The following is a 22,267-nucleotide window of genomic DNA, read 5'->3' on the forward strand; positions in this document are numbered from 1 at the left end:
GACACATAAACCGCTCATGTACTTTTGGGCTTGGTTGCGGGTCCGTACCTGATATGTCATGATGGTAGAAAACGCGTGGAAAGACATCATGACAATGCCGCACACGTAGGAACAGGGGAGGAGTCTGGATGGCAGACCAACAGCCGGGCGCTGCGCCGGGCAACCAGACCGCGAAGCGCAAGGCCGAACATATCCGGATTTGTCTGGAGGAAGATGTGCAAAGCAAAGCAGCCGGCAACGGGCTGGAACGGTACCGTTTTCGCCACTGCGCGCTGCCGGAGATCCGCTTTGCCGACATCGATTTACATACCCGCTTTCTGGGCCGCTCGCTGCAGGCGCCGCTGCTCGTCAGCTCCATGACGGGCGGGACGGCCGAGGCCGCGGCCATTAACCACCGCCTGGCGGAGGCCGCTGAGGCGCGGGGCTGGGCGATTGCGCTTGGCTCCATGCGCGCCGCCGTCGAGGACGAGGGGCTGGCGGATACGTTCCGCGTGCGCCATGTTGCGCCGACTTCGCCGATCATCGCCAACCTCGGCGCGGTGCAGCTTAATTACGGCTATGGCGTTGATCAGTGCCGCCGGGCGGTCGAGTTGGCCGAAGCAGACGCGCTCGTTCTGCATCTGAACAGCATGCAGGAAGTGTTTCAGCCGGAAGGCGACACCGATTTTCGCGGCTTGCTTGCCCGGATCGAGGCCGTCTGCAAGCAGGCTGGCATTCCGGTCGGGGTGAAGGAAGTCGGCTGGGGCATCGACGGCCGCACGGCGGTTCGGCTGGCGGAGGCTGGCGTCGCGTTCATCGACGTGGCTGGCGCAGGCGGCACGTCCTGGAGCCAAGTCGAGAAATATCGTTCGCGGGACGCGATGCGGGCTGAAGCGGCCGCAGCCTTCGCCGACTGGGGCATCCCGACCGCTGAATGTGTCCGCGAAGTACGCGAGGCGCTGCCTGCCCACACGGTCATCGCAAGCGGCGGTCTTGAGACTGGCGTCGAGGCTGCGAAGGCGATCGCGCTTGGCGCTGATTTGGCCGGTTACGGCCGGACGCTGCTTGGCGGGGCGACTGATTGCGCGTCGGCGGACGGCATGCGCGGCAGCGCGGTGCACGACCAGATGGCGCGGATCGAATTCGAGCTGCGGACGGCGATGTTCGGCGTCGGCGCGGGCACGCTGGGCGAGCTGCGCGGCGCATTGTTGACGGCGTATTAGCATAAGATGCGCAATATTTCGGAACAGGCGGTATATGCCTCTCGCGCGAGAGGCATATACCGCCTGTTCCTTTTCGCGCCGATGACGGAAGTCCGTTATCTCGACAACCCCGTGCCTTCCACATGAACGTCGACCTTCACGTCGAACTCGAGCTGAGGGTAGATCTTCTGCCAATCTTTCCAGGTTTGTTCGTTGCCCGCGTGCGTGGCCCGGTACCGGAGTCCGAAGCCGAACGGATCGACCCCGGCTTTCTGGATTTTGACGAGCATCCGCTTAATTTGTCCCGCCAATTGTTCGCCGAACTTCTGCTCGAGCTTCTGCCAGTTCTGATTGTAGATGCCGATAGGCGCCTCTTCGAACAGGCCGCTGACCTTCAGTTTCAGCCGCAGCACTTGCGTGCCGCCCGCGCCGCTGACCACATCGTAGCGGGAGGAGACTGAGTTAGCAGCCAGCACGACTTGCTCTTCATCAATCGTCGCGCGGATGGTCGACTTCTTGAAATGGTTGGCGATTTGGTTGTATAGCTGCGATTCCTGCGGCGTCAGCAGCATCACCATCTTGGATTTATCCAGCAAGGCGATCCGCGAGATGAAATAATCCTCCTCCTGCGGGGACTTGCGGATGAGCGGCAGGACCGGGTCCATGCCGTGCTCGCCGAAACGACGATTAAAGTCGAAGAGATAGGTGGAGATGGAATAGGACGACTCTGTCCCATCCTCGCCGAACGCAAGGAACAGTGAATTGCCCGGGTACCGCTCGGTTTTGGGCGCGATCTTCACGATCGTCTGGGCGTCCGGGCGCCCGATGGCCAAATACGAGACGGATTGAATGTCCCGCCTGCGCGTCATCCATTCCATCACATCGGAATAGTTCGTCTTGGCCAGCTTCTCCCCGAGCACGAACACTTTACAGTGGCCAAAATCCAGCTCCTTGTCCACATGCGATTTGGCCAGCCGCACGGCTTCGGCGATTGTCGTCGCCTGGAGCGTCTTCACTTGCGACAGCGCAGATCCCGGTTCGATCTTGGGCGAAGGGACGGCCAGCCGCAGCGTCACTTTGAAGCCCTTGCCTTCATCGGCGGGATCGATGCCCAGCGCGACGATAAAGAAGCGCTTATCGATATCCTTGAAGCCGCATCCGGCCAGTAGCGGCATAAGGAGCGTCAGCAGCAGAACCGCCAGAAGCCCTTTTCCCCTCATGAACGGGTTTTCCCCCTTCGCACGAGTATGAACAAGAACGCCACCGTTCCGATCTCGACGATCAGCCGGAAGCCGAGCCAGTATTCGGACAGCTCGAAGGTGATTTTCTCGTTGAACAAGTACAGGTAGAGCACCGTAGCCGCCACGATGGCGGCGCCGATGAGCATTCCGGCACGTTTCATCGGAACGCTGTCGATGTCGGGCTTGTAGTCTTTGGCCAGCCCCTTCAGAAATTCGATCGCTTGATGCCAGCCGGACGCCGTATAGATGAGCGTCAAATTCAAGTACATGATGAGGAACACGAAGATGACGCGTTCGATGAACCCGTAGTTCATGACCATCGAATCCGCCGTCAAGCTCCACACGTAAAGGTAGTCGTCCACGGTCTCCGTCCCGTGAAAGCCGATGGGCACGAAGAAGGTGAGTCCTAGCACAAGCATACCGATGAGCGGAATCGTCCAGCGGTGTCGAATCCGCACGTTCGGCGGCATGGTGCGATTATAGATGGCCATGCTCACGTACCCGGTGAAAATGTAGGATGCCGCGCCGATGGCGTTCCACTTCGGCATCTGCGTCCAATAGTTGGCGACCGTGTGGATCGCGTCCCAGTTGATGGCGTCACTGCGCACCGCTTTGAACAGGATGAACATAATGAGCGGCAGGTTGAGCACGATCCCCATTTCAATGAGGAAAATGATCGTCATCGTCGGGCGGGTCGCCGCGTAGAGACAGACCGCGCACAGCAGCACGAGCACGAGGAGCGGGCTCGTATCCGGGTTGATGAACCGGTTAATCAGCACCGCATACGTGACGACCGCGATGGAAGGGCCGATGATCCACATGATCGCCATGAAGAGCATGAACGGGAGCATGACCGAGCGCGGCAGAAATTGCTTCAAAATTTCCGGCAGCCCTTGGCCCGGAAATTTGCACATGATCGACGTAAACATCAAACACAGCCCCGTTCCGATGACGACCGACAGCGCCATGGACGTCAGGGCACCATGGAACCGATAGCGGATCAGGATATGGGGAACGAACAGCATCAGATTCAGCAGCGCGACGAGCATGATGTGATAGTAGAAATAACGGCTCAAGACGGCTTCACCTGCCCGATGTCGCCCGTATGCCTCTTCGTCGGCCCGATAATCCGGAAGTAGGGCTTGCCGAAGCTGCGCAAATCCGCTAAGTACACGATGTAGACGAAAATACCGACCGTGACGCCGCTAAGGCCGAAGAAGATCGCGGGCACGAGAAGCGGATATTTCAAAAATCGGATCGCAAATGACATGTTGTTCACCGGGATGACGAAGTTCGAGATGGCGACGACCGACGTGACGATGATCATGATGCTGCTGACAAGGCCCGCTTGCTGCGCGGCTTGGCCGAGGATGAGACCGCCGACGGTCGTGGCGGTGGAGCCGATATATTTGGGCAGCCTGACGCTGGCCTCGATCAGCGATTCGATCATGAACAGCATGATCATGACTTCGATGAACGAAGGATAGGGCACGGCCGAGCGGCTGCCCGCGATCGAGAATGCGAGCTGCACCCGGAACAGCTCCGGATTGTACGAGACGACCGCGACGTATAGCGAAGGCAGCAGGACGGTGAGAATGACGGCGCCGTACCGCAGAACGATCAGGAAGCGCGTCATCCAGAAGGAATCGTACTCGTCATCGACCGCGTGCATGAAATCGAAGAACGTCGCGGGTAGAATGAGCGCGAAGCCGGAGCCTTGAAGCAAGAGCACGACTTTGCCGGCCTGGAGACTGCTCGTGATCCGGTCGGGGCGTTCGGTGATGAGCATCGTCGGGAACAGGCTGCGCTTGCGGCTGCTGATGAGCCGCTCCAGCTGTCCGGCCGCCTGGACGAAATCGACGTCCAGCTTGCGCAGACTTTCCCGTACATTCGCGAGCACGGTCGGGTCGACCCGCCTGTTGTCGAACAAGAGCATCGTGCGCGTTCGCGACAAGTTCCCGAGCGATAACTCTTCTACGCTCAGCTCCGGCGTAGGATAGCGGTTGCGGATAATATTGATCGAGTCGATCAAGTCTTCGCTGAGCGAAATTTGGGAGCCCATGATGGCCGTCTCGACTTGGGTCTGAGGGCTCGAGTTGCGGATGATCCGGGCCGCGTCAAGCGTGAAGATTCGCTGCTCCGCGCAGATCAGCACGAAACCGCGAAGCAGCGTGTCCGTCCATTTGGCCACGTCGTCCAGCTCGGTGAAGTTCGGGTTATGGGTGAGCGTCGTCAAGTAATCTTCTTCTTCTTTCATGAAAGGGACGATAATGAAATCGCTCACTTTACTTTCGTCGCAGAGCGAGGAGATGTAGGCCACCTCGATGATCCTCTCCTTGTTCTGAAGCCGGTGCGTATTCAGATCCTTAGCTTGCGCCATCATGGTGCCGATCCGGTTAAGCATCGTGTTCGCGCCTCCCTTCCACTGCATGCAGATTGACCACAGTTTGGTTAGTATGCGCCGGAAGGGAGGCAAAGTATGCCAGAAATCTACGCAGATTTTGCCAGATATGCGGCGGGTACAGTACAATAATACGAGAATCATTCACGGTGATGGCTTGGGAGGGCGTAACGATGAAGGCGTGGTTCGAGAGGAGCTTCGGCTCTGACTATATGATCGTATACAGACACCGGAATAGAGCGCAGGCGGCGGCGGAAGCGCAGCGGATGGCCGGCTGGTTGCAGCTGCCGGAAGGGGCCGAGGTACTGGATATCGGCTGCGGGATGGGGCGGCACGCGCAGGCGCTGTCGGACATGGGCTATCGCGTCAGCGGCGTCGACTTGTCCGAGGCACTGCTCGCAGAGGCGAAGGCGCATAACAAAGAAGGGCGCGTGACGTTCAGCCAAGGGGACATGCGCGAGCTCCCATATGGTGACGCGGCGTTCCGGGCGACGGTCAATCTGTTCACGTCATTCGGTTATTTTGAGGAGGAAGCGGACAACGACCAAGTGCTGCGCGAGATCCGGCGCGTCCTGCGGCCGGACGGGCAGTTCTTGATCGACTTCATGAATCCGGCGTACGTCAAGAAGCATCTGGTGCCGCACTCGCGCCGGATTGACGAGCAGACGGGACTCGTCATCGAGGAATGCCGGTCAATTGCGGAGGGCTGGGTGACGAAGCGAATCGGGATCGGCTTGCCCGGCGAACCAGCCAGAACGTACGAGGAGCGCGTGCGTCTGCTGCCGCTCGAATGGTTCGAGCAGGCGCTTGATCAAGCGGGCTTGAGGATTGATCGCGTCTACGGGAATTACGGCGGAGCCCATTATGCTCCGGACGCATCCCAGCGGATGATTATCGCAGGGAGGGTGAAGGCTTGATGGCACGGACCGCTAAAGAGACGGAAGGAATCACGACTTGGCCGGGCGGCATTATCCAGGTCAAAATCCCGCTGCCGTTCTCGCTCAAATGGGTGAACAGCTATTTGGTTCCGGAAGAGGGCGGCTATACGCTCATCGATCCGGGGCTGCGCACGGAAGAGGCGGAGGCCGCGTGGGCGCGAGCGATGGAGGAGCTTGGCTTCGGTTTCGGGGATATTCGTCGGATCGTGCTGACCCACCAGCATCCGGACCATTACGGGCTCGCGGGTTGGTTCCAGGAGCGTTCGGACGCCCCGGTGCGAATGTCCAGGCAATCGCACGCGTATACGAAGCGGCTGTGGGGCGAGAACCGTTCGTTCAACGCCGAGCTGATTGGTTTGTTCGCCCTGCACGGCATGCCGGCCCCGCAGCTGGAGGCGGTCGCGGCGCATCTCGAGAGCTTCGTGGAGCGGGTGACGCCGCAGCCGGAAGTGACGTATCTCGAAGCAGGCGAGAGGCTGCGAATGGGGGGAGTGGATTGGGTCGCTCTGGATGCGCCGGGTCACGCCCGCGGGCAGCTGTGTTTCTACGCGGAGGAGGCCGGCTGGATGATTTGCGGCGATCAGGTGCTCCCGGACATCACGCCGAACATTAGCGTCGTGCCCGGCGAAGACGCCGATCCGCTAGCGCGCTTCCTCGATTCGCTGGCTGAACTCGGCCGCCTTGAGGTTCGGCTCGCCTTCCCGGGCCATCGGGACCCGTTCGCCGATTTTGGCGGCCGGATTCGGGCGATCGCAGCGCATCACGACCGGCGATTGGCTCAGATCGAGGAGCTGGCAGCCGCGGGCATGCAGACGGGCTACGCACTGTGCGAGGCGTTGTTCGGCGCACGGATCGCGGGTAGTGCCCACAATCTCCGCTTCGCGATGGCGGAGACGCTGGCTCACCTGGTGTATTTGGCACGATCCGGCCGTCTGGCCGCTTCGGAGTCAGCGGGCGAGATCCTTTATTCGCCAGCCGGATAAGAAGCCCCTTACGGGAGCGGACGAGCGCTGGTATAATGATATGGATTATCCTAAAAAATGTGTTTGCTAAGGGGTTCGGATCGATGCACGTATCGCGCTCGGAGTCGCACAAACAGGACAAGCAGCGAAAAAGCAGGCGGATGAAGCGACTGTTTATCGTGAATATGTCGATGCTGGCTGTCATAGGGGTATTGATAGCGGCCTTCTATCTGACAGGCAGCGAAAGCAAGGAAGGGCTCGATTCGCTTCGAGGCGTAAGGGAGCAAGGCACGGCGGCCGAGAATGGTTCGGTTGGGGACGGCGAGAACGGCGGCGAAGAAGCCGTCAAGGACGGGGCAGCCGGACAACCGACGGACGAAGCCGGCGAGGACGAGGGAGAGGTTGATTCCGGCGCAGGGGCGGATGGCGCAGCTGGCGAGAACGCCGGAGCGGCGGATGAGGATCTTGCCGGCACGGGCGAGGGAGCGGCGGCGCGCGAGCCGGACGAACAGCCGGACTCGCCTTCGGCTGGCGATGACGGCGCGGGCGATCCCAGCCCCGGCATGCCGGCAGACGAGGAGGGAGCAGGCGCAGGCGGCCCGGAACCGTCCGGCGAGACGGTCCGGTTATCGTTCGTCGGCGATATTCTGCTCGCGGCCAACGTCCAGGCGCTCATGGCGAAGAACGGGTACGATTACCCGTACGCCAAGTCGCTTTCGTATTTGCAGGGACCGGATTTGATGGCGGGTAATCTAGAGAATCCGATCACGAAGCGAGGCACGCCGGCGCAGGATAAGCAGTTCGTCTTCAAGGGCACGCCGGAATCGCTGCCGGCGCTGAAGGAAGCCGGCTTCGACGTCGTCAGTCTCGCCAACAACCATACGCTCGACCAAGGCGTAGAAGGACTGCTCGATACGATCGGGTATTTGGATGAAGCAGGCCTCCCGAATACGGGAGGAGGGAGCGACGATCAGGAAGCTTACGAGCCGGTGATTCTGGAAGCGAAAGGCGTCAAGGTCGCCTACGTCGGGCTATCTCGCGTACTGCCAGTCGGCTCGTGGAAGGCTGCCCCGGATCGCGCGGGCGTCGCGGAAGCTTACGGCGAGGCGAAGCAAGGGATCGAAGCGATCAAAGCGGCCAAGGCGAAAGCGGATTTGGTCGTGGTCATGGTGCATTGGGGAATCGAGAAAGACGACAAGCCACAGGAATATCAGAAGCAGCTTGGCCGAAGATTCATCGACGCGGGGGCCGATCTTGTCATCGGCAGCCATCCGCATGTGCTTCAAGGTTTCGAGACGTATAAGGGCAAGTGGATCGCATACAGCTTAGGCAATTATATATTTAATATGACGAAGACCGACAAAACGAAAGACACAGGCGTGCTCGACGCCGTCTGTACCCAAACCGGCAGCTGCGAGCTGCAGTTTCACCCGATGCGGTCCGAACAGTCGCAGCCCGTTCCGCTGGAAGGCGAACCGGCGAAGGCGCTGCTTGCCCGTCTCTCCGGCAATTCCTTTGGCGCAACGGTCGATACGCAAGGCTACGTGAAAGCGAAGGAGTAGATGTCAATGGTACAAGCATGCGCGCATCGCGGCGCATCCGGACTCGCGCCGGAGAATACGATGGCGGCGTTCCGCAAGGCGCTTTCTTTTCCTTTCGTGCAATGGATGGAGCTGGATGTGCAGCTGTCCCGGGACGGCGTGCCGGTCATCATCCATGACGACACGCTGAGACGGACGACGACCGCGAGCGGACGGGTGGGCGAATTCACGGCGGCCGAACTTGCGAAGTTCGACGCTGGCGCGAAGTTCAACAAGACGTTCGCGGGCGAAGGCGTCCCAACGCTCGCCGAGCTGCTGGACGAGACGATCGGCCGGTGCCGCCTGAACATCGAGCTGAAGACGTACGGCGGCCGGTATCCCGAGCTGGAACGCCGCGTGGTCGAGCTGCTGTACGATAAGGGGCTTCAGCACGACGCGGTCATCACATCGTTCGACCAGCAGGCGCTGCGCAAAGTACGCGCGCTCTCCGAGGACATTCGGACCGGCCTCATCATCGATGGCGCGCCTTCCACGCTTGTCGGCGATTTGCGGGAGCTGAAGGCCGACTTCCTGTCGCTCGGCCATTTTTTCTTGTCCGCACCGCTGGTTTCCGTGATGAAGGAGGAAGGCGTAGAGGTCATGGTATGGACGGTGAACGATGCGCAGACGATGAGAAAGCTGGCTGGCATTCATCCGGGAGTGATGATTTGTACGAATTATCCGGATCGGTATGCGCAGGCATTCGGCTTATAGAACGCCAAGGAACCGGCATCCGCAAGGAGGCCGGTTCTATTAGTCGTTATAGCGGTCGCGAATATCAAGCAGTTCGGGCAGCAGCTTGAAGAAGACGTCGACCAGGCGCGGGTCGAAATGACGGCCGCGCTCCTCGTGGAACAGCGCCAGAATTCGGCCGAGTTCCCACGCTTTCTTATAGACCCGGTCGCTGGCTAGCGCGTCGAATACGTCCGCAATCGCCGTAATTCGGCCGAACAAATGGATTTCCTCGCCGCGGAGACCGCGTGGGTATCCCGTTCCGTCCCATTTCTCGTGATGCTGGTAGGCGATGGTCGCGGCGATGTTGAGCAGCGCGCGGCCGGACGAGCGAAGCAGCGAATAGCCGATTTCCGTATGCTCTTTCATCAGTTCGTATTCGGCTTCAGACAGCTTGCCCGGCTTCAGCAGAACGGCGTCGGGAATTGCGATTTTGCCGATATCGTGCATCGGCGAGGCGATTTTGAGCTGTTCGGCTTCTTCCTCGCTCAATCCGTAGCCCCTGGCCAAGACGTAGGAGTATTCCGCAACGCGCTTGACGTGGTTGCCGGTTTCCTTCGACCGATTCTCGCCAATCTCTCCGATGGCGAAAATAATGTCGCGCTGCGTGGCGGCGATTTCCTCATGCAGCATGACCGATTCGAGCGATTTGCCGGCGTATGACGCGGCAAGGACCAAACGCTCGAGGTCAGCTGAGGTAAACTGTGCATCCTCTGTCTGTTTGTTGATCGCCTGATAGGCGCCGATGATGCTGCCGTCGCTGCCGACGAAGGGAACGGTGATAACGGATTTCGTATGATAACCGGTTTTGCGGTCGTTGTCGGCGTTGTGCCGCGGATCGGTGTACGCATCCTCAACAAGAAGGGGTTCACCCGAGGAGATCGCGTACCCGACGAATCCCGAACCGAGCGGAATACGGATATGCTCTACGCCGTGGGCGACCTTGGTGAACAATTCGCCGCGCGCTTGGTCGATCAGCCAGACGGTACAGCGGTCGGCCAGGATCATCTCGCGGCCCATGTCGGCCATCAGGAGAAGCACGCTGTCCAAGCTTCGTTCATGCGCGATCTTGGCGGTATATTCGAATATAATCCGAAGCAGCTGTTCGGGAGTATGCTCTTTGCGAGGGCCGTCGGTGCCCGCGTTATCGCGTCGTTCATTTGGCAATGCGAGACACTCCTTGCTGTTAATAAGTGGCGGGTTAGGTTCTAAGAAGGAAATTGATATTAGTAGCAATTCGACATGGATCTATGAACTCCTGTCGAATATAGTTGCGGTGTGTCGAACGAAGTTAGAGGGAGCTTACGATTAATGTAGCAGGAAATGGGGAATGAAGCAATGCATGATTGGATGGACATCTGGTGGGTGAGACTGCTTGCGATACTGGCGGGCAGCGGCCTGGCGGGTGCCGCCGCGTGGCGGGCGCGGGCGCTGTCGGCCAGCGGGGCTTGGTCCGCGTTCGCGATGGGGGCGGGTTTCATGGCGTTCGGGTCCCCGGTGTGGATCGGGACGCTGCTCGTCTTCTTCGTCTCCTCCTCCTTTTGGTCGAAGTGGAAGAAGCGGCACCGGCAGAAGCAGGCCGCCGAAGCCAACTACGCGAAGAGCGGACGCCGGGATGCCGGACAAGTGTGGGCGAACGGCGGGCTGGGCCTGGCGCTCTGCGCGGCGAACGCTCTCTGGCCCGCAGAAGGATGGCTGTATGCGTTCGCTGGCGTCATGGCGGCGGTGAATGCCGACACGTGGGCAACCGAGATTGGCGCGCTTAGCCGCTCGGCGCCGCGGTCGCTCTTAAGCGGCAAGGTCGTCAAGGCTGGTACGAGCGGTGGCGTGACGCCGCTTGGAAGCGCGGCCGCGGCAGGCGGGGCACTATTAATCGGCGTGAGCGTCGTCTTGCTGTCCGGAGATATGGGCTACCCGGCTGTTGCGGTGATCGCAGCTGCCGCGATCGGGGGGCTGTTCGGCGCCTTCGCGGATTCATTCCTCGGGGCGACGGTGCAGGCGATGTACAGCTGTCCCGCTTGCGGGGCGGAGACGGAGCGGGCGAGCCATTGCGGTATCGCCACGCGCCGAACGAGAGGCTTTGGATTCATGACCAACGACGCGGTCAACATGGTGTCCTCCGCGGCCGCGGGACTGGTCGCTTTCGGGATTGGCGTACTGCTCGGCTAGCGGCCGCGGCTAACGTGCAGACCGGCTAGCGCAAGGCGGTAGGCTTCTTATATGCATATGCCGCTCATTAGGCGTTCATCGTCTTTGCCGCTGTGGCAAAGGCGAGTCTGGTTCGTTGCTGCGCGGCCAACACAAATGAAAGAAGCTTTGCCGCATCGGTCCGGTAACCCGGATTTGAAGGGCAAAGCTTCTTTCACATCTCTCCGGCACGAATCGCGCGCCGCCGCGAAGGACGGCGCATCCCGATTCGACTGGAATGCCTTAAGCTGCGGTGACGTTCGCCTCCGCCGCGGCTTGAGCAGCCGGTTATTTCGTCAGCTCTTCCATCTGGCCGATCAAGTCCTCGAATACGCTCATTGCTTGCTCGATCGGCTCTGGCGAGGACATGTCGACGCCGGCTTTCTTCAGGATATTAATCGAGAAGTCGCTGCCGCCGCTCTTCAGGAAGCCGAGGTAGCGGTCGACGGCCGGGGCGCCTTCCTCGAGAATTTGCTTCGAGAAGCTCGTCGCCGCCGAGAAGCCGGTTGCGTATTTGTACACGTAGAAGCTCGTGTAGAAATGCGGAATCCGCGCCCACTCCATCTCGATGTCTTTGTCGACGACCATGCCCGGTCCGTAGTAGAGGACGTTGAGGTCGTAGTAGATCTTGCTCAGTTCCTGCGGAGTGAGCGACTCGCCGGCTTCGGCCTTCTCGTGAATGAGTTTCTCGAATTCCGCGAACATCGTCTGACGGAACACCGTCGTGCGGAACTGGTCGGCGTAGTAGGTGAGCAGGTACATTTTTTCCTTCGGATCGGTCGACTTCTTGAGCAGATAGTCCATCAGGAGCGCTTCGTTCAACGTCGAGGCAACCTCGGCGAGGAAGATCGTATACTGCGCGTCGCGGTAGTCCTGGTTGCCGTCCGAGTAGTAGGAATGCAGCGCGTGGCCCATCTCGTGCGTCAACGTGAACATGCTGTTCAAATTGTCCTTATGGTTGAGCAGGACGTAAGGATGCGTGCCGTAGGCGCCCCAGCTATAAGCCCCGGTGCGCTTGCCTTCGTTCTCGTACACGTCGATCCAACCGTTGTCGAAACCTTGCTGCAGCACGGTCAAATAATCCTCGCCCAGCGGCTTCAAGCTCTCATGCACGGTTTTCTTCGCTTGCTCGTACGTGATGTCGAGCTTATATTCGTCCACGAGCGGCGCGAACAGATCGTACATATGCAGTTCGTCGACCTTGAGGAGCTTCTTGCGCAGCTCCATGTAGCGGTGCATAAGCGGCAAATGCTTGTGGATCGTGTCGATCAGGTTCGTGTAGACGCTCTTCGGAATGTTATCGCCGTACAGCGACATCTCCAGCGCCGAAGGGTACTTGCGGGCACGCGAGTAAAAAATGTTCTTCGTCACGTTCGCGTTCAGCGTGGAGGCGATCGTGTTTTTGAGCTTGCCGTATGTATCGTACATCGCTTTGAACGCGGCGCTGCGCACCTCGCGGTTTTTGCTCTCGAGGAATTGAATGTAGCGGCCCTGCGTCAGCTCGATTTCTTCGCCTTCTTCGTTCTTCACCTTCGGGAACTTGAGGTCGGCGTTGTTCAGCATGCTGTAGATCGTATTCGGCGCTTGGCTGACGTTGCCGACTTGCGCGAGCAGCTGCTCCTCGGATTTGGATAGGACGTGGGCTTTCTGGCGGCGCATCTCCTCGAGGGTATGGCGGTATTTGGCCAGATCGGGGTTGGCGATGAACGCGTTCAATTGGTCATCGGAGAGGCTGAGCACCTCCGGTGTCACGAACGAGAGCGACTCGCCGGTCTCGACGGACAGCTTCTTCGATTTGTCGGAGAGCGCCTGATACGTCGGCTCGGCGGTGTCTTCGTGATGCTTCATGTTGGCATAGACGTAGAGCCGCTCCACGTGGAGGGACAGTTCGTCTTCCAGCTCGAAGCAGGCTTTCAATTGATTCGAATCGGCCAGCTTGCCTTCGTAGGCGGACACCTTTTTCATCAGTTCTTTCGCTTCCGCGTACTCCTTGTCCCATGCAGACTGATCGGCAAAAAGGTCTTCCAGCTTCCAGCGGTGCTCGGGTGCGGTTTCGGAACGTTTCGGTACGTGATTCATCGGTATCCTCCTCGGTTGGTATATAGTGGATGAGTCCGCTGACGCGCCGGGGGGCTTAGCCGAGACGGCGGAAGCGCCCGGCAGCAAAGACAGGGACAGAACTAGGGGCAGCCATTTCAACTGGAATCACGCTCCAATTACCGGTTTGCCCCTAGTGTGACCCGTCCGCGGCTTCATTATGACCCCATCGTTGCCAGGCTATAAACAATCAAGAAAAAGGCGAACGAGATAAATGCGATCGAGGCGATCGCAAGTCCTCTGCGCAAGCTTGGCGGAATGTTGTTCCGCTGCAAGATGACGATCAGGCCCAGCGAAAAGGCGGCGATGATAAAAATAATCGTTGCGGACATGTCCACGGCAGTAATCTCCCTTTCGCACAACCTATGCGTGCACGGTGACTGTTATTCGACAGGAAGGGTAATATTTCCTGCAACGGCCAATTGTCTTGCTTCCGGCAAAGCCGGATGCAACATTTGGCCGATCCAATTGGTTTGCACCCGGCTGTGCCGGGAGCAGCATTTGGCCCATCCAATTGGTTTGCACCCGGCTATGCCGGATGCAACATTTCGCCCATCCAATTGGTTTGCACCCGGCTATGCCGGGAGCAACATTTCGCCTAAACTTCGCGAAAACGCGCCATAATCTCGGCCAGCTCGTCCTCACGGCCGACGAAATCCTCGGCCCGGAAGCGGTTCTCCGCCCAGTGCATCAGCTGCGGACGGCTGACGAACGTATGGCATTCCTCGCCCCATTGATCGGAAATTTCGCGAACGACAAGCGTCTTGCCCTGGACTTCGACGGAAAGCATATTGTAGTTATCCGTTTTGTAGATTTGGTGTTTTTTGAACATATAGAAAGCCTCCATTATAAGAAAAGGTTATCCTACCATGATAGCGATAACGAGGGGTAGAAATCAAATGCAGCCCGTGTTAAAATGTGGAAATCCAGCGGGATCTTATTCGCCCGCAGGATGAGCAGAGTTGAGCCGAGTATAGAAGAGCCGAGGAGAGATGAGAGAAGATGAGTACGAAGCAGGAATACGCGCAGGTAGGCGTGGCCATGACGTGCCGCGGGTTTGACGAATACATGCGGATGTTCGATTTGAACGAGGCGCAGATTTCGCAAGGCGAGGTGCTGGATATCGCCGGCGGAGGTTCATCCTTCACGGCGGAGCTGTGCGCACGGGGCTTCCAGGGCATGGCGCTCGATCCGAGATACGGCTTGCCTGATGCCGATGCATGGATCGCCGAAGCGCGCGAGGAGATCGAGACGTCGACCGCTAAGCTTGCCGCGCTCGCGGGGCAATTCGATTGGACGTATTACGGGGATATCGACCGTCACCGGGAGGGGCGCGTCTCGTCGCTGCGGAAGTTCGCCGATCATTTGGCGAGCCCAGCAGGCAGATCGCGATATGAAGCGGGCGCGCTGCCGGAGCTGCCTTTCGAGGACGACCGGTTCAGTCTCGTACTGTGCAGCCACTTTTTGTTTTTGTATGCCGATCAATTTGGACCAGACTTCCATGAACGGGCCGTCGCGGAAATGATACGCGTCTGCGCGCCGGGCGGCACCGTCAAAATATATCCGCTCCTGTCGCTAAAATGGGAGCCGTATCCGCACTTGCCGCATATAATGAAAGCAGCCAGCAGGTTGGGAGGCACACCGGAGCTGTATCGTTCGGCGCTCCCCTTTATTCCAGGTTCGGAACAGGGCTTGCAAATTAAGCTTTGATTGCAATTCCTTGCCAGCAGGTGTATACTTGGACCAATCGCACGCGCAAGCGGCGACTTATTTTAGGAGGTTGTTCAATTGAAAGGAACAGTAAAATGGTTTAACGCAGAGAAAGGCTACGGCTTCATCCAAGTGGAGAACGGCGACGACGTATTCGTTCATTTCTCCGCGATCCAAGGCGACGGCTTCAAGACGCTGGATGAAGGTCAATCGGTCGAATTCGAAATTACGCAAGGCAACCGTGGACCACAAGCTGCGAACGTAATCAAGCTGTAAGCGAAACGTTCGAAGGCGGATATGGCGCAACCTTCGGTTGTCGCGATACCATCCGTCTGGACGCTCCCATAAAGCACGAATAAGCCAAAAACCCCTGACGAGTCAGGGGTTTCTTTTTGTTATGCGGCATTCTTAATGCGGCCGATTCCGCTGTACTTGTCCTCACGATTAAGGCAAGCGGTTCTCCGCCCGACGGTTCAGCATATGTTTCGTTAGGAAGCCGACTGCGGCCAACAGCGCAAGCGCCATGGCAAGCTGGTAGAAGCGCGACCGGCCGAAGTATTCGAACACGCTGCCGCCCGCCGTGCCGCTAATAATGCCGGCGAAGCCGGACCATACGATCGCGTAGACGGCCTGACCCGAGGAACGGAATTCGTCGGGAATGACGGTTGAGAGATAGCGAAGCGCCGTGGCGAAGTAGATGCCGAACGTCACGCTATGCATCGCCTGCACCGGGATGATCCACTCGGGGGTGTCAATGATGCTGACGAGCCAGAAACGAATGGCATACATGATACAAGCGATGGCGAGCAGCGGCAGTTCTTTGTATTTGTGGCCGTACTTGCCGAGCAAGAATAGAATCGGGATTTCGCTGACGGCCGAGACGAGCCAAGCAAGCCCGACGAGCGAATCGCTCGCGCCCATCTCTCGCATCGTCACGGCTAGGAACCCTTCGTACATCCGGTGCGAGATCGAGATGACGAGCACGATCAGGAAGAAGATCAGAATATCGGGCTTGCGGATGAGCTGGAAGAAGCCGCCGAATTCCATTTTGCGAAGCGAGCCTTGATAGTCCTTCAGCGTAAAGGAGAAGGCGAGCGTCGTGCCGACCGTCAGGAGCGCCAGCACCAGTGTCAAATCCGAGCCGGTCTGCTTGAGCAGCAGCCCGAACCCGTACGCCGACAAGGCGAAGCCGAGCGAGCCGAAAATGCGCACGAGTGAATAAGGTCTGCCGGTATACTGGGTGGAGAGCAGGATTAAGCTGTCGGTTAGCGGGTTCATCGGCGTCTGGAAGAAGTAGAACGCGACCATCACCAAGCAGACGCTGGCGAAAGCCGTGCTCTGGAACAGCAGCGCGACCATGATCAGTTGGCCGATCAGCAGCAGGTGGAAGATCTTCTTGAGCGTCCGGTATTTGTCGCTGGCGATGCCTAGAAGCAGGTTGGCGAAAATCGAGATGAACGGTCCTGTCGAATACAGAATCCCGATCTGCGACGTGCTGAACCCTTTATCCATGAAATAAAGGGGCAGGAACGAAACGATAACTGCCTGCGTCATATATACCGAGAAGGTGAAGGAACGAAGCAGGTTCGTCTCTTTAGCCGCCGTTGCGCGCCGCGCCCGCGGGTCTTGATCGCCTGGCCGCGAAGCGTCGGGGACCGGTTCTGTTGCTTCCATCGCGTGTAACCTCCGTCTGACAATATCATGAATGTTTTGTAAATCAGTATAGCATGGATAATACGGACGCTTGCGCCTTGTTTGTTGCATAATATTCGGAAATTGCAGGGAGGGGCGGAAGTCTGACTTTTGAAAGCGGCCTGCGCGCAATAGACTGGATTATTACGGTATGAAATGGTACATTAGTGCTGGAGGGTTGGTACGGTGAATCATGTTTTCGTGTTTAACGAAAGGCTTGGGATCGCCCTTCCGACGCTTACGCGGGAATGGGACGGCTATAGCGAGGCCGAACGGACGGCCATCGTTGAGCAGTGGGAGACTATCCGCGGACGTATTCCGGATTTGGTGGTCCGGTTCGAGGTTCTCATCAATGAGAAGCAGGCGCTCCTCTGCGAGGAAGACGATTTCGAGCGGTCGTGCCTGCTCAATTCGGATATTGCCGAACTGGCCAGCAGAATCAACGATTTGCATATTTGGTACCGGATCGATCAGGAGATTGAGCCACGCCGTCATGCCTAGTCGGACCGCGGTCGAAGGAGGACGCCTCACATCATGAACCGTTTAATATCGAGAAGACGCGTTCCGGCTTCGCCCGTGAAACTGATGTACCGCATGTACAAATACATTTTGCCGGAAGTGAAGGCTGAGCTCGGCCGACTGCGCGAGCTGGCTGAGGCGATCCCCGACGGAGAGCTTCGGACGCAGGCGCTCGCCAGCATGGCGAGCAAGGAATTCCACTGCCAAGGCGGCGGCGTCTATGCCGCGGCCGATTTGGGCAACCGGCACATCTTGATTCCGCTCATCGTATCGCTCCAGACCATCAGCGATTACCTGGATAATCTGTGCGATAGAAGCACTTCGCTCGATCCGGACGATTTCCGCCTATTGCATCAATCGATGCTGGATGCAGTCGATCCGGATGCGCAAGCGCGAGATTATTACGCGCTGCGGGCTGAACGCGAGGACGGTGGTTATCTGGGAGAGCTGGTTCGCACTTGCCAGCGCAGCATCCGCATGCTGCCGGGGTACAAGAGCGCGCAGCCCCACGTCCGGGAGCTGGTGGAGTTGTACGGGGATCTCCAGGTGTACAAGCATATCCGCAAGGATTTGCGAGAACCCAAGCTGCTTGCATGGTGGGACGTCCATCAGAAGCGTTACGGTGATCTGCGCTGGAACGAATTCGCGGCGGCGACGGGCTCGACTCTCGGGATGTTCATGCTGTTCCAGGCGGCTTGCGACCCGGCGCTCACCGAGAGTCAAGCGAGCGGAATTCGAAGCGCTTATTTTCCGCATGTATGCGGTCTCCATATTCTGCTCGATTACTTAATCGATCAAGAGGAGGACCGAGTTGGCGGAGATTTGAACTTCTGTAATTACTATGACGATCAGACTCAGCTAATCATGCGGCTTGGCGAGTTCGTCGAGCGCGCGAGAGCGGATGTTCGAAGGTTGCCTGCGTGGCGGTTTCACCGGATGATTATCGAAGGGCTGCTCGCGCTCTACCTTTCCGATCCGAAAGTGCGGATGCAAGACAGCGTCCGCCTCGTATCGAGAAGGCTGATGCGGGGTAGTCCCCTCACCCGATTATTCTTCTGGGGGAACAGCGTATGGATTCGCAAGCAACAATCTTAAACCATAGACATATGTCATCTTGAGGAGTGGAAGATTATGACAGCAGTAAAATCGATTGCAGTACTTACAAGCGGTGGCGACTCGCAGGGCATGAACGCGGCTGTGCGTTCGGTCGTTCGGAGCGCCCTGTACCACGGTCTCGAAGTCTACGGCGTGCAGCGCGGCTATCAAGGTTTGCTCAACGACGATCTGCGTCCGATGGACCTGCGCAGCGTGGGTGATATCATCCAACGCGGCGGCACAATTCTGCAGACCGCGCGCTGTAAAGAGTTTCTGACGCCGGAAGGGCAGCAGAGAGGCGCAGACATCCTGCGCGAACGCGGCGTCGACGGCTTGGTCGTCATCGGAGGCGACGGCTCCTACCAAGGCGCGAACAAGTTGAGCAAGCTAGGCATCAAGACGATGGGTCTGCCGGGCACGATCGACAACGACATTCCGTTCACGGACTACACAATCGGTTTCGACACGGCGGTGAGCATCGTGGTTGACGCGATCAACAAGCTGCGCGATACGATGACCTCGCACGAGCGTTCCTCGGTCGTGGAAGTAATGGGCCGTCATTGCGGCGATATCGCCCTGTACGCGGGTCTAGCTAGCGGCGCGGAGACGATTCTCGTACCGGAGGTGCCGTTCGACCTGGATTTGGTCGCGCGCAGAATGCAGGAGAACTTCCAATCCGGCAAACGCCACAGCATCATCCTCGTCGCGGAAGGTGTCGGCAGCGGCGAAGATATCGCGCAAGGCATCACGCAGCGCAACGGCATCGAGCCGCGCGTGACGGTGCTCGGCCATATTCAACGCGGCGGCAGCCCGACGCACAACGACCGGATCCTGGCGAGCCAGCTGGGCGACTTCGCGGTGCGCAAGCTGATGGAAGGCGACTCGGGCAAAGCGTGCGGCATCATCAACGGTGAGCTTGTCGTGACGGATATTGACAAGGTTGTCCACACGAAGAAGCCATTCAACATGGACATGTATAACCTGGCAAGCCGCTTGTCGCTATAATAGAACAGTACAGATGCCTTATGGACAAGGCGCCGATGAGCGCCGGATCCGTAGGGCTTTTTTGTTTGCGAATCGGCCAGCTCGGCTCCCAGGCATTGCAAAAAGGCAGCTTCCCTGCCATGATGCATGACGAAGGGAGCTGCCTTTTCGTAAGGGTAGAATTAATAGATAACGTCCGAGGTATATTTGTTGCCTGCGTTCCAGAGCAAGTACTCGTCGATGCCGGTATCTTTCAAAGCTTTGATCTGCGCCTCGACTTCTGTCTTGCCGTATTTGATATAGTGGCCCTTGCCAAGCCAGCTGGCGGTGAAGTCCTGAATCCACGGCCGGATGACCGGCTTGAAGGACCCGATCGGATCCAGTTTCTTGTGTGTGTCGACCATCGAGCCTTTGATCGTCGCGTACGGATTCGTATCCGGCTCCTTGACGCCGAACCAGCCGGTGCTGTAATGGCTCGGATACACCATCGGGCAGATCACGTCGACGTATTTCGAGATCTTGACGAAATCTTGGCCGATGCCTTCCGCGGCGGGAACCGAAGCGGCATAGCCGAATATATCGACGGACACGCGCACGCCAAGCGGCTCCAGCTGGGCCTTGGCGTATTTGACGAACCCGGCAACTGCGTCGACGCGGCTTTCCTTCGTCTTGTCGAATACGAGACTGTCCGCCTTCTTCTCGAAACCTTCCGGGAAGCGGACATAATCGAACTGAATTTCCTTGAAGCCGAGCTTAACGGCTTCCTTGGCGATCGCGATATTGTAATCCCAGACTTCCTTCTTGTACGGGTTGACGAAGCTGTCGCCTTTCCCGTTCGCCCAGACCGAACCGTCTTGGCGGCGATAGCTCAGCTCGGGATGGCTGCGAGCCAGGATCGTGTCCTTGAAGACGACGATACGCGCGATCGGATATACGTCGTGGTCGCTCAATTTCTTCATCAAGGCGGGCATATCGCGTATGTATTTCTGTGGCTTGCCAAGCTTGAGCAGCTCTTGGTTCTCGGTCGGGTACGTAATGTAGCCGTAATCGTCCTTGACGTCGATGACCATCCCGTTCAGGTCGGTATCGTCGAGCAGCTTAAGCAGTGTTGCCATTCGGGATCCGCCGGCGCTGTGCGCGGTCACGTAGATGCCTTTGACTTTCGGCGAGCCCGGCTGCGGATCCTTCTTCATGGCGGCAGCCGGTTGAACGTCCGGCCCAGTCCCGCTTGCCGGTCTGGCGGGAGAGACCGTTCCCGTCTCAGCGCTCAAACTCGCCGCGTAGATCGTATGCAGCGTCTCGCGGGCTGCGGTCGACTGTTCACCCGAGCTGCCGCCAAGCAGCTGGTAGAACAGAAGCATGAAGGCTAATATCGTATCCATCGCTGTCCTCTCCCTTGATGCGAATCGCATTTCAACCAAATTATAAAGCAGTTTGAGCTAGCGTCACAGAGGTATTTGGAAGGATATTAACCGTCCTTGTCCCATCGGAATCGGACGACAAAAAAGAACGGGAACGCCGAAGGGCGTTCCCGTTCTCTGGACTTTCATATTCATCAGCTGCTATTGCAGTAAAACTTCCTTCTGGTGCTCGCATATACTGTGCTGCACAATCTCCATCGCGTCTTCCGGTTCCAGAATGCCCATTCCGTCCCGCAGCACAATATTCAGATTCAGCTCGCGCTTGGTAAGAAATGGGATCAGCTCCGGTGCAAGCTTCTCCACGATCCGCGACAGTTTAACAGTTTCCATATCCATTGAAGCATCACCCTTTCCGGTAGAGAGTAGGGTAAAACGCTTGGCATGAAACACGTATGCACTACGGGATATCCTTATTATATCAGCGGCTGCTTGAAAAACCTAGGGTCAGGCTAGAAATTCCATGAATGCCGGGTACTGCGATATTGGCACACTATCGGGGCCAGTCGCGCGTAACCTCGCGCGTTACCTGCGGAACTGGCCGATGATGCCTACCGTCTCGACCAGATTGACGAATGCCCGCGGATCGGTCTGTTCGATAATGCGCTTGAGCTCCGCCAGCTCGTAGCGCGTCGTCACGGTCATCAGCATGTCGCGCTCGGTCTGCGTGTACGCGCCGCGCGTGCGGATAATGGTCACCCCGCGGTGAAGCGGGATCATCGCTTTGACCATCGCGTCCGGTTCGTTGGTGACGATGTAAGCCGTGATTTTGATATGGCTGATATGGATCAGATCGATGATTTTGCCAGTTGTGAAAATCGATACAAGCGAGTACAGCGCGATATCCCAATCGCCTGTCATGGCGCCGAGTCCTGCGATAATAAGGCCATTCATCAGGAAGATGAGCATGCCCAGCGACATGTCCCGCTTGCGCGAAATGATCGCTGCCACGATGTCGAAGCCGCCGGAAGAGGCGCCTTCGCGAAGGGTGAGTCCGCTGCCGAACCCGACGATGATGCCGCCGAACACGGCTCCGAGCGTCAGATCGTCGACGACGGGTTTGACCGGAACGAATTGAAGGGCGAGCGTCGTCGCAATGACGGAGAACACGCTCCAGCCGACGAAGCGGGCGCCGAGTTGCTTCCAGCCCCATAGCAATATCGGAATGTTGAGCACGAAATATAGCCAACTTATATGCAGGCCCGTGCCATAGCTAATAATCATGGTAATGCCGGATACGCCGCCGCTGATCATCTTGTGGGGAATCAGAAACTGGTTGAATCCGAACGCGATGAGCAAGGAGCTTATGGCGACGGCAGCCGCGGTGCGCGCATGTTGAATCGACATCTGTGGAAACGTTCCTCTCGACATGTTATGTTTTCGAACCCTATTGTATGCTGTTTCGACAAGAAACGCCAGAATACCCCAATTTCAATGGCCGGACCTTTTACCGGATATTATGCCACTTTGCCGTTAGCTGGTATTCGTAAAGGTAACTGTGCTATAATAAACTGTATATTTTCTGTGGAT

Annotated in this window: 22 protein-coding genes; 11 read left to right on the forward strand and 11 right to left on the reverse strand. The window is 58.1% G+C overall.

Features of this window, described 5'->3' with window-relative positions:
* The first annotated feature begins 128 nt into the window (after positions 1-128).
* Positions 129-1,202: a type 2 isopentenyl-diphosphate Delta-isomerase gene (gene fni, locus ACFFSY_RS08770; RefSeq protein WP_377492879.1), complete on the forward strand. Its 1,074-nt coding sequence runs from the start codon at positions 129-131 to the stop codon at positions 1,200-1,202.
* Between the two features lie 95 nt (positions 1,203-1,297).
* On the opposite strand, the gene ACFFSY_RS08775 is transcribed toward fni, so the two are convergent.
* The 3 genes from ACFFSY_RS08775 to ACFFSY_RS08785 are packed head-to-tail and all read right to left on the reverse strand — an operon-like array spanning position 1,298 to position 4,826.
* On the reverse strand, positions 1,298-2,401 hold the full coding sequence (locus ACFFSY_RS08775) for a Ger(x)C family spore germination protein (protein ID WP_377492881.1): 1,104 nt from the start codon (positions 2,399-2,401) through the stop codon (positions 1,298-1,300).
* Positions 2,398-3,498: a hypothetical protein gene (locus ACFFSY_RS08780; protein WP_377492883.1), complete on the reverse strand. Its 1,101-nt coding sequence runs from the start codon at positions 3,496-3,498 to the stop codon at positions 2,398-2,400. Before ACFFSY_RS08780 ends, ACFFSY_RS08775 begins: the two co-directional genes overlap by 4 nt.
* Positions 3,495-4,826: a spore germination protein gene (locus tag ACFFSY_RS08785; RefSeq protein WP_377492885.1), complete on the reverse strand. Its 1,332-nt coding sequence runs from the start codon at positions 4,824-4,826 to the stop codon at positions 3,495-3,497. The genes ACFFSY_RS08780 and ACFFSY_RS08785 overlap by 4 nt, the downstream gene beginning before the upstream one ends.
* Before the next feature lie 170 nt (positions 4,827-4,996).
* Between ACFFSY_RS08785 and ACFFSY_RS08790 the strand changes: the two genes are divergently transcribed.
* From ACFFSY_RS08790 to ACFFSY_RS08805, 4 genes are all read left to right on the forward strand, one after another.
* Complete coding sequence (locus tag ACFFSY_RS08790) at positions 4,997-5,740, forward strand: class I SAM-dependent methyltransferase (RefSeq protein WP_377492888.1); 744 nt, start codon at positions 4,997-4,999, stop codon at positions 5,738-5,740.
* Positions 5,740-6,744: an MBL fold metallo-hydrolase gene (locus tag ACFFSY_RS08795; RefSeq protein WP_377492890.1), complete on the forward strand. Its 1,005-nt coding sequence runs from the start codon at positions 5,740-5,742 to the stop codon at positions 6,742-6,744. Before ACFFSY_RS08790 ends, ACFFSY_RS08795 begins: the two co-directional genes overlap by 1 nt.
* Before the next feature lie 83 nt (positions 6,745-6,827).
* Positions 6,828-8,285 carry a CapA family protein gene (locus ACFFSY_RS08800; protein ID WP_377492892.1) on the forward strand — a complete coding sequence of 486 codons (1,458 nt, stop codon included), beginning with the start codon at positions 6,828-6,830 and terminating at the stop codon, positions 8,283-8,285.
* A gap of 6 nt (positions 8,286-8,291) precedes the next feature.
* A complete protein-coding gene (locus ACFFSY_RS08805; RefSeq protein ID WP_377492894.1) occupies positions 8,292-9,017 on the forward strand; it encodes a glycerophosphodiester phosphodiesterase in 726 nt (241 codons plus the stop codon).
* Positions 9,018-9,056: 39 nt separating this feature from the next.
* Here the strand turns inward: ACFFSY_RS08805 and ACFFSY_RS08810 are convergent, their stop codons facing one another.
* On the reverse strand, positions 9,057-10,202 hold the full coding sequence (locus ACFFSY_RS08810; RefSeq protein ID WP_377492896.1) for an HD domain-containing phosphohydrolase: 1,146 nt from the start codon (positions 10,200-10,202) through the stop codon (positions 9,057-9,059).
* Between the two features lie 171 nt (positions 10,203-10,373).
* On the opposite strand from ACFFSY_RS08810, the gene ACFFSY_RS08815 reads away from it, so the two are divergent.
* Positions 10,374-11,204 (forward strand): DUF92 domain-containing protein, encoded by an 831-nt coding sequence (locus ACFFSY_RS08815; protein WP_377492898.1) that lies wholly within the window; start codon positions 10,374-10,376, stop codon positions 11,202-11,204.
* 306 nt (positions 11,205-11,510) lie between these two features.
* Here the strand turns inward: ACFFSY_RS08815 and pepF are convergent, their stop codons facing one another.
* From pepF to ACFFSY_RS08830, 3 genes are all read right to left on the reverse strand, one after another.
* The gene (gene pepF / locus ACFFSY_RS08820; protein WP_377492900.1) at positions 11,511-13,301 is read right to left on the reverse strand and encodes an oligoendopeptidase F; all 1,791 of its coding nucleotides are present in this window, start codon (positions 13,299-13,301) and stop codon (positions 11,511-11,513) included.
* A gap of 176 nt (positions 13,302-13,477) precedes the next feature.
* Complete coding sequence (locus ACFFSY_RS08825) at positions 13,478-13,657, reverse strand: hypothetical protein (RefSeq protein WP_377492943.1); 180 nt, start codon at positions 13,655-13,657, stop codon at positions 13,478-13,480.
* A 260-nt stretch (positions 13,658-13,917) separates the two neighbouring features.
* On the reverse strand, positions 13,918-14,151 hold the full coding sequence (locus ACFFSY_RS08830) for a hypothetical protein (RefSeq protein ID WP_377492902.1): 234 nt from the start codon (positions 14,149-14,151) through the stop codon (positions 13,918-13,920).
* A 170-nt stretch (positions 14,152-14,321) separates the two neighbouring features.
* Here ACFFSY_RS08830 and ACFFSY_RS08835 point away from each other — a divergent pair, with 170 nt between their 5' ends.
* Both ACFFSY_RS08835 and ACFFSY_RS08840 read left to right on the forward strand, forming a co-directional pair.
* Positions 14,322-15,029: a class I SAM-dependent methyltransferase gene (locus tag ACFFSY_RS08835; protein ID WP_377492904.1), complete on the forward strand. Its 708-nt coding sequence runs from the start codon at positions 14,322-14,324 to the stop codon at positions 15,027-15,029.
* Positions 15,030-15,107: 78 nt separating this feature from the next.
* Positions 15,108-15,305, forward strand: coding sequence for a cold shock domain-containing protein (locus tag ACFFSY_RS08840; RefSeq protein ID WP_377492906.1), 198 nt, complete (start codon positions 15,108-15,110; stop codon positions 15,303-15,305).
* Positions 15,306-15,473: 168 nt separating this feature from the next.
* Here ACFFSY_RS08840 and ACFFSY_RS08845 read toward each other — a convergent pair whose 3' ends face one another.
* Entirely contained in the window at positions 15,474-16,703 is a 1,230-nt protein-coding gene (locus ACFFSY_RS08845; protein ID WP_377492908.1) for an MFS transporter, read from the reverse strand.
* Between the two features lie 204 nt (positions 16,704-16,907).
* Between ACFFSY_RS08845 and ACFFSY_RS08850 the strand changes: the two genes are divergently transcribed.
* Genes ACFFSY_RS08850 through pfkA form a run of 3 tightly spaced genes read left to right on the forward strand, consistent with a single transcriptional unit; the run spans position 16,908 to position 19,340 of the window.
* Positions 16,908-17,222: a hypothetical protein gene (locus ACFFSY_RS08850; RefSeq protein WP_377492910.1), complete on the forward strand. Its 315-nt coding sequence runs from the start codon at positions 16,908-16,910 to the stop codon at positions 17,220-17,222.
* 33 nt (positions 17,223-17,255) lie between these two features.
* Positions 17,256-18,335, forward strand: coding sequence for a tetraprenyl-beta-curcumene synthase family protein (locus tag ACFFSY_RS08855; protein ID WP_377492911.1), 1,080 nt, complete (start codon positions 17,256-17,258; stop codon positions 18,333-18,335).
* 36 nt (positions 18,336-18,371) lie between these two features.
* On the forward strand, positions 18,372-19,340 hold the full coding sequence (gene pfkA / locus ACFFSY_RS08860; RefSeq protein ID WP_377492913.1) for a 6-phosphofructokinase: 969 nt from the start codon (positions 18,372-18,374) through the stop codon (positions 19,338-19,340).
* A 161-nt stretch (positions 19,341-19,501) separates the two neighbouring features.
* Here pfkA and ACFFSY_RS08865 read toward each other — a convergent pair whose 3' ends face one another.
* From ACFFSY_RS08865 to ACFFSY_RS08875, 3 genes are all read right to left on the reverse strand, one after another.
* The gene (locus tag ACFFSY_RS08865; protein ID WP_377492915.1) at positions 19,502-20,701 is read right to left on the reverse strand and encodes a putative glycoside hydrolase; all 1,200 of its coding nucleotides are present in this window, start codon (positions 20,699-20,701) and stop codon (positions 19,502-19,504) included.
* A gap of 180 nt (positions 20,702-20,881) precedes the next feature.
* Complete coding sequence (locus ACFFSY_RS08870; RefSeq protein ID WP_377492917.1) at positions 20,882-21,076, reverse strand: hypothetical protein; 195 nt, start codon at positions 21,074-21,076, stop codon at positions 20,882-20,884.
* A gap of 186 nt (positions 21,077-21,262) precedes the next feature.
* Positions 21,263-22,084 carry a YitT family protein gene (locus ACFFSY_RS08875; protein ID WP_377492919.1) on the reverse strand — a complete coding sequence of 274 codons (822 nt, stop codon included), beginning with the start codon at positions 22,082-22,084 and terminating at the stop codon, positions 21,263-21,265.
* Between the last annotated feature and the right edge of the window lie 183 nt (positions 22,085-22,267).

Origin of the sequence: Paenibacillus aurantiacus (genome assembly GCF_042431225.1) — a bacterium.
In the GTDB taxonomy this organism is placed as follows: Bacteria; Bacillota; Bacilli; order Paenibacillales; family Paenibacillaceae; genus Paenibacillus_Z; species Paenibacillus_Z aurantiacus.

Coding starts and splice junctions, on each gene's coding strand:
- fni (WP_377492879.1), top strand. CDS start 129: ATGGCAGACCAACAGCCGGGCGCTGCGCCGGGCAACCAGACCGCGAAG.
- ACFFSY_RS08775 (WP_377492881.1), bottom strand. CDS start 2,401: ATGAGGGGAAAAGGGCTTCTGGCGGTTCTGCTGCTGACGCTCCTTATG.
- ACFFSY_RS08785 (WP_377492885.1), bottom strand. CDS start 4,826: ATGCTTAACCGGATCGGCACCATGATGGCGCAAGCTAAGGATCTGAAT.
- ACFFSY_RS08790 (WP_377492888.1), top strand. CDS start 4,997: ATGAAGGCGTGGTTCGAGAGGAGCTTCGGCTCTGACTATATGATCGTA.
- ACFFSY_RS08795 (WP_377492890.1), top strand. CDS start 5,740: ATGGCACGGACCGCTAAAGAGACGGAAGGAATCACGACTTGGCCGGGC.
- ACFFSY_RS08800 (WP_377492892.1), top strand. CDS start 6,828: ATGCACGTATCGCGCTCGGAGTCGCACAAACAGGACAAGCAGCGAAAA.
- ACFFSY_RS08805 (WP_377492894.1), top strand. CDS start 8,292: ATGGTACAAGCATGCGCGCATCGCGGCGCATCCGGACTCGCGCCGGAG.
- ACFFSY_RS08815 (WP_377492898.1), top strand. CDS start 10,374: ATGCATGATTGGATGGACATCTGGTGGGTGAGACTGCTTGCGATACTG.
- pepF (WP_377492900.1), bottom strand. CDS start 13,301: ATGAATCACGTACCGAAACGTTCCGAAACCGCACCCGAGCACCGCTGG.
- ACFFSY_RS08830 (WP_377492902.1), bottom strand. CDS start 14,151: ATGTTCAAAAAACACCAAATCTACAAAACGGATAACTACAATATGCTT.
- ACFFSY_RS08835 (WP_377492904.1), top strand. CDS start 14,322: ATGAGTACGAAGCAGGAATACGCGCAGGTAGGCGTGGCCATGACGTGC.
- ACFFSY_RS08845 (WP_377492908.1), bottom strand. CDS start 16,703: ATGGAAGCAACAGAACCGGTCCCCGACGCTTCGCGGCCAGGCGATCAA.
- ACFFSY_RS08855 (WP_377492911.1), top strand. CDS start 17,256: ATGAACCGTTTAATATCGAGAAGACGCGTTCCGGCTTCGCCCGTGAAA.
- pfkA (WP_377492913.1), top strand. CDS start 18,372: ATGACAGCAGTAAAATCGATTGCAGTACTTACAAGCGGTGGCGACTCG.
- ACFFSY_RS08865 (WP_377492915.1), bottom strand. CDS start 20,701: ATGGATACGATATTAGCCTTCATGCTTCTGTTCTACCAGCTGCTTGGC.
- ACFFSY_RS08870 (WP_377492917.1), bottom strand. CDS start 21,076: ATGGATATGGAAACTGTTAAACTGTCGCGGATCGTGGAGAAGCTTGCA.
- ACFFSY_RS08875 (WP_377492919.1), bottom strand. CDS start 22,084: ATGTCGATTCAACATGCGCGCACCGCGGCTGCCGTCGCCATAAGCTCC.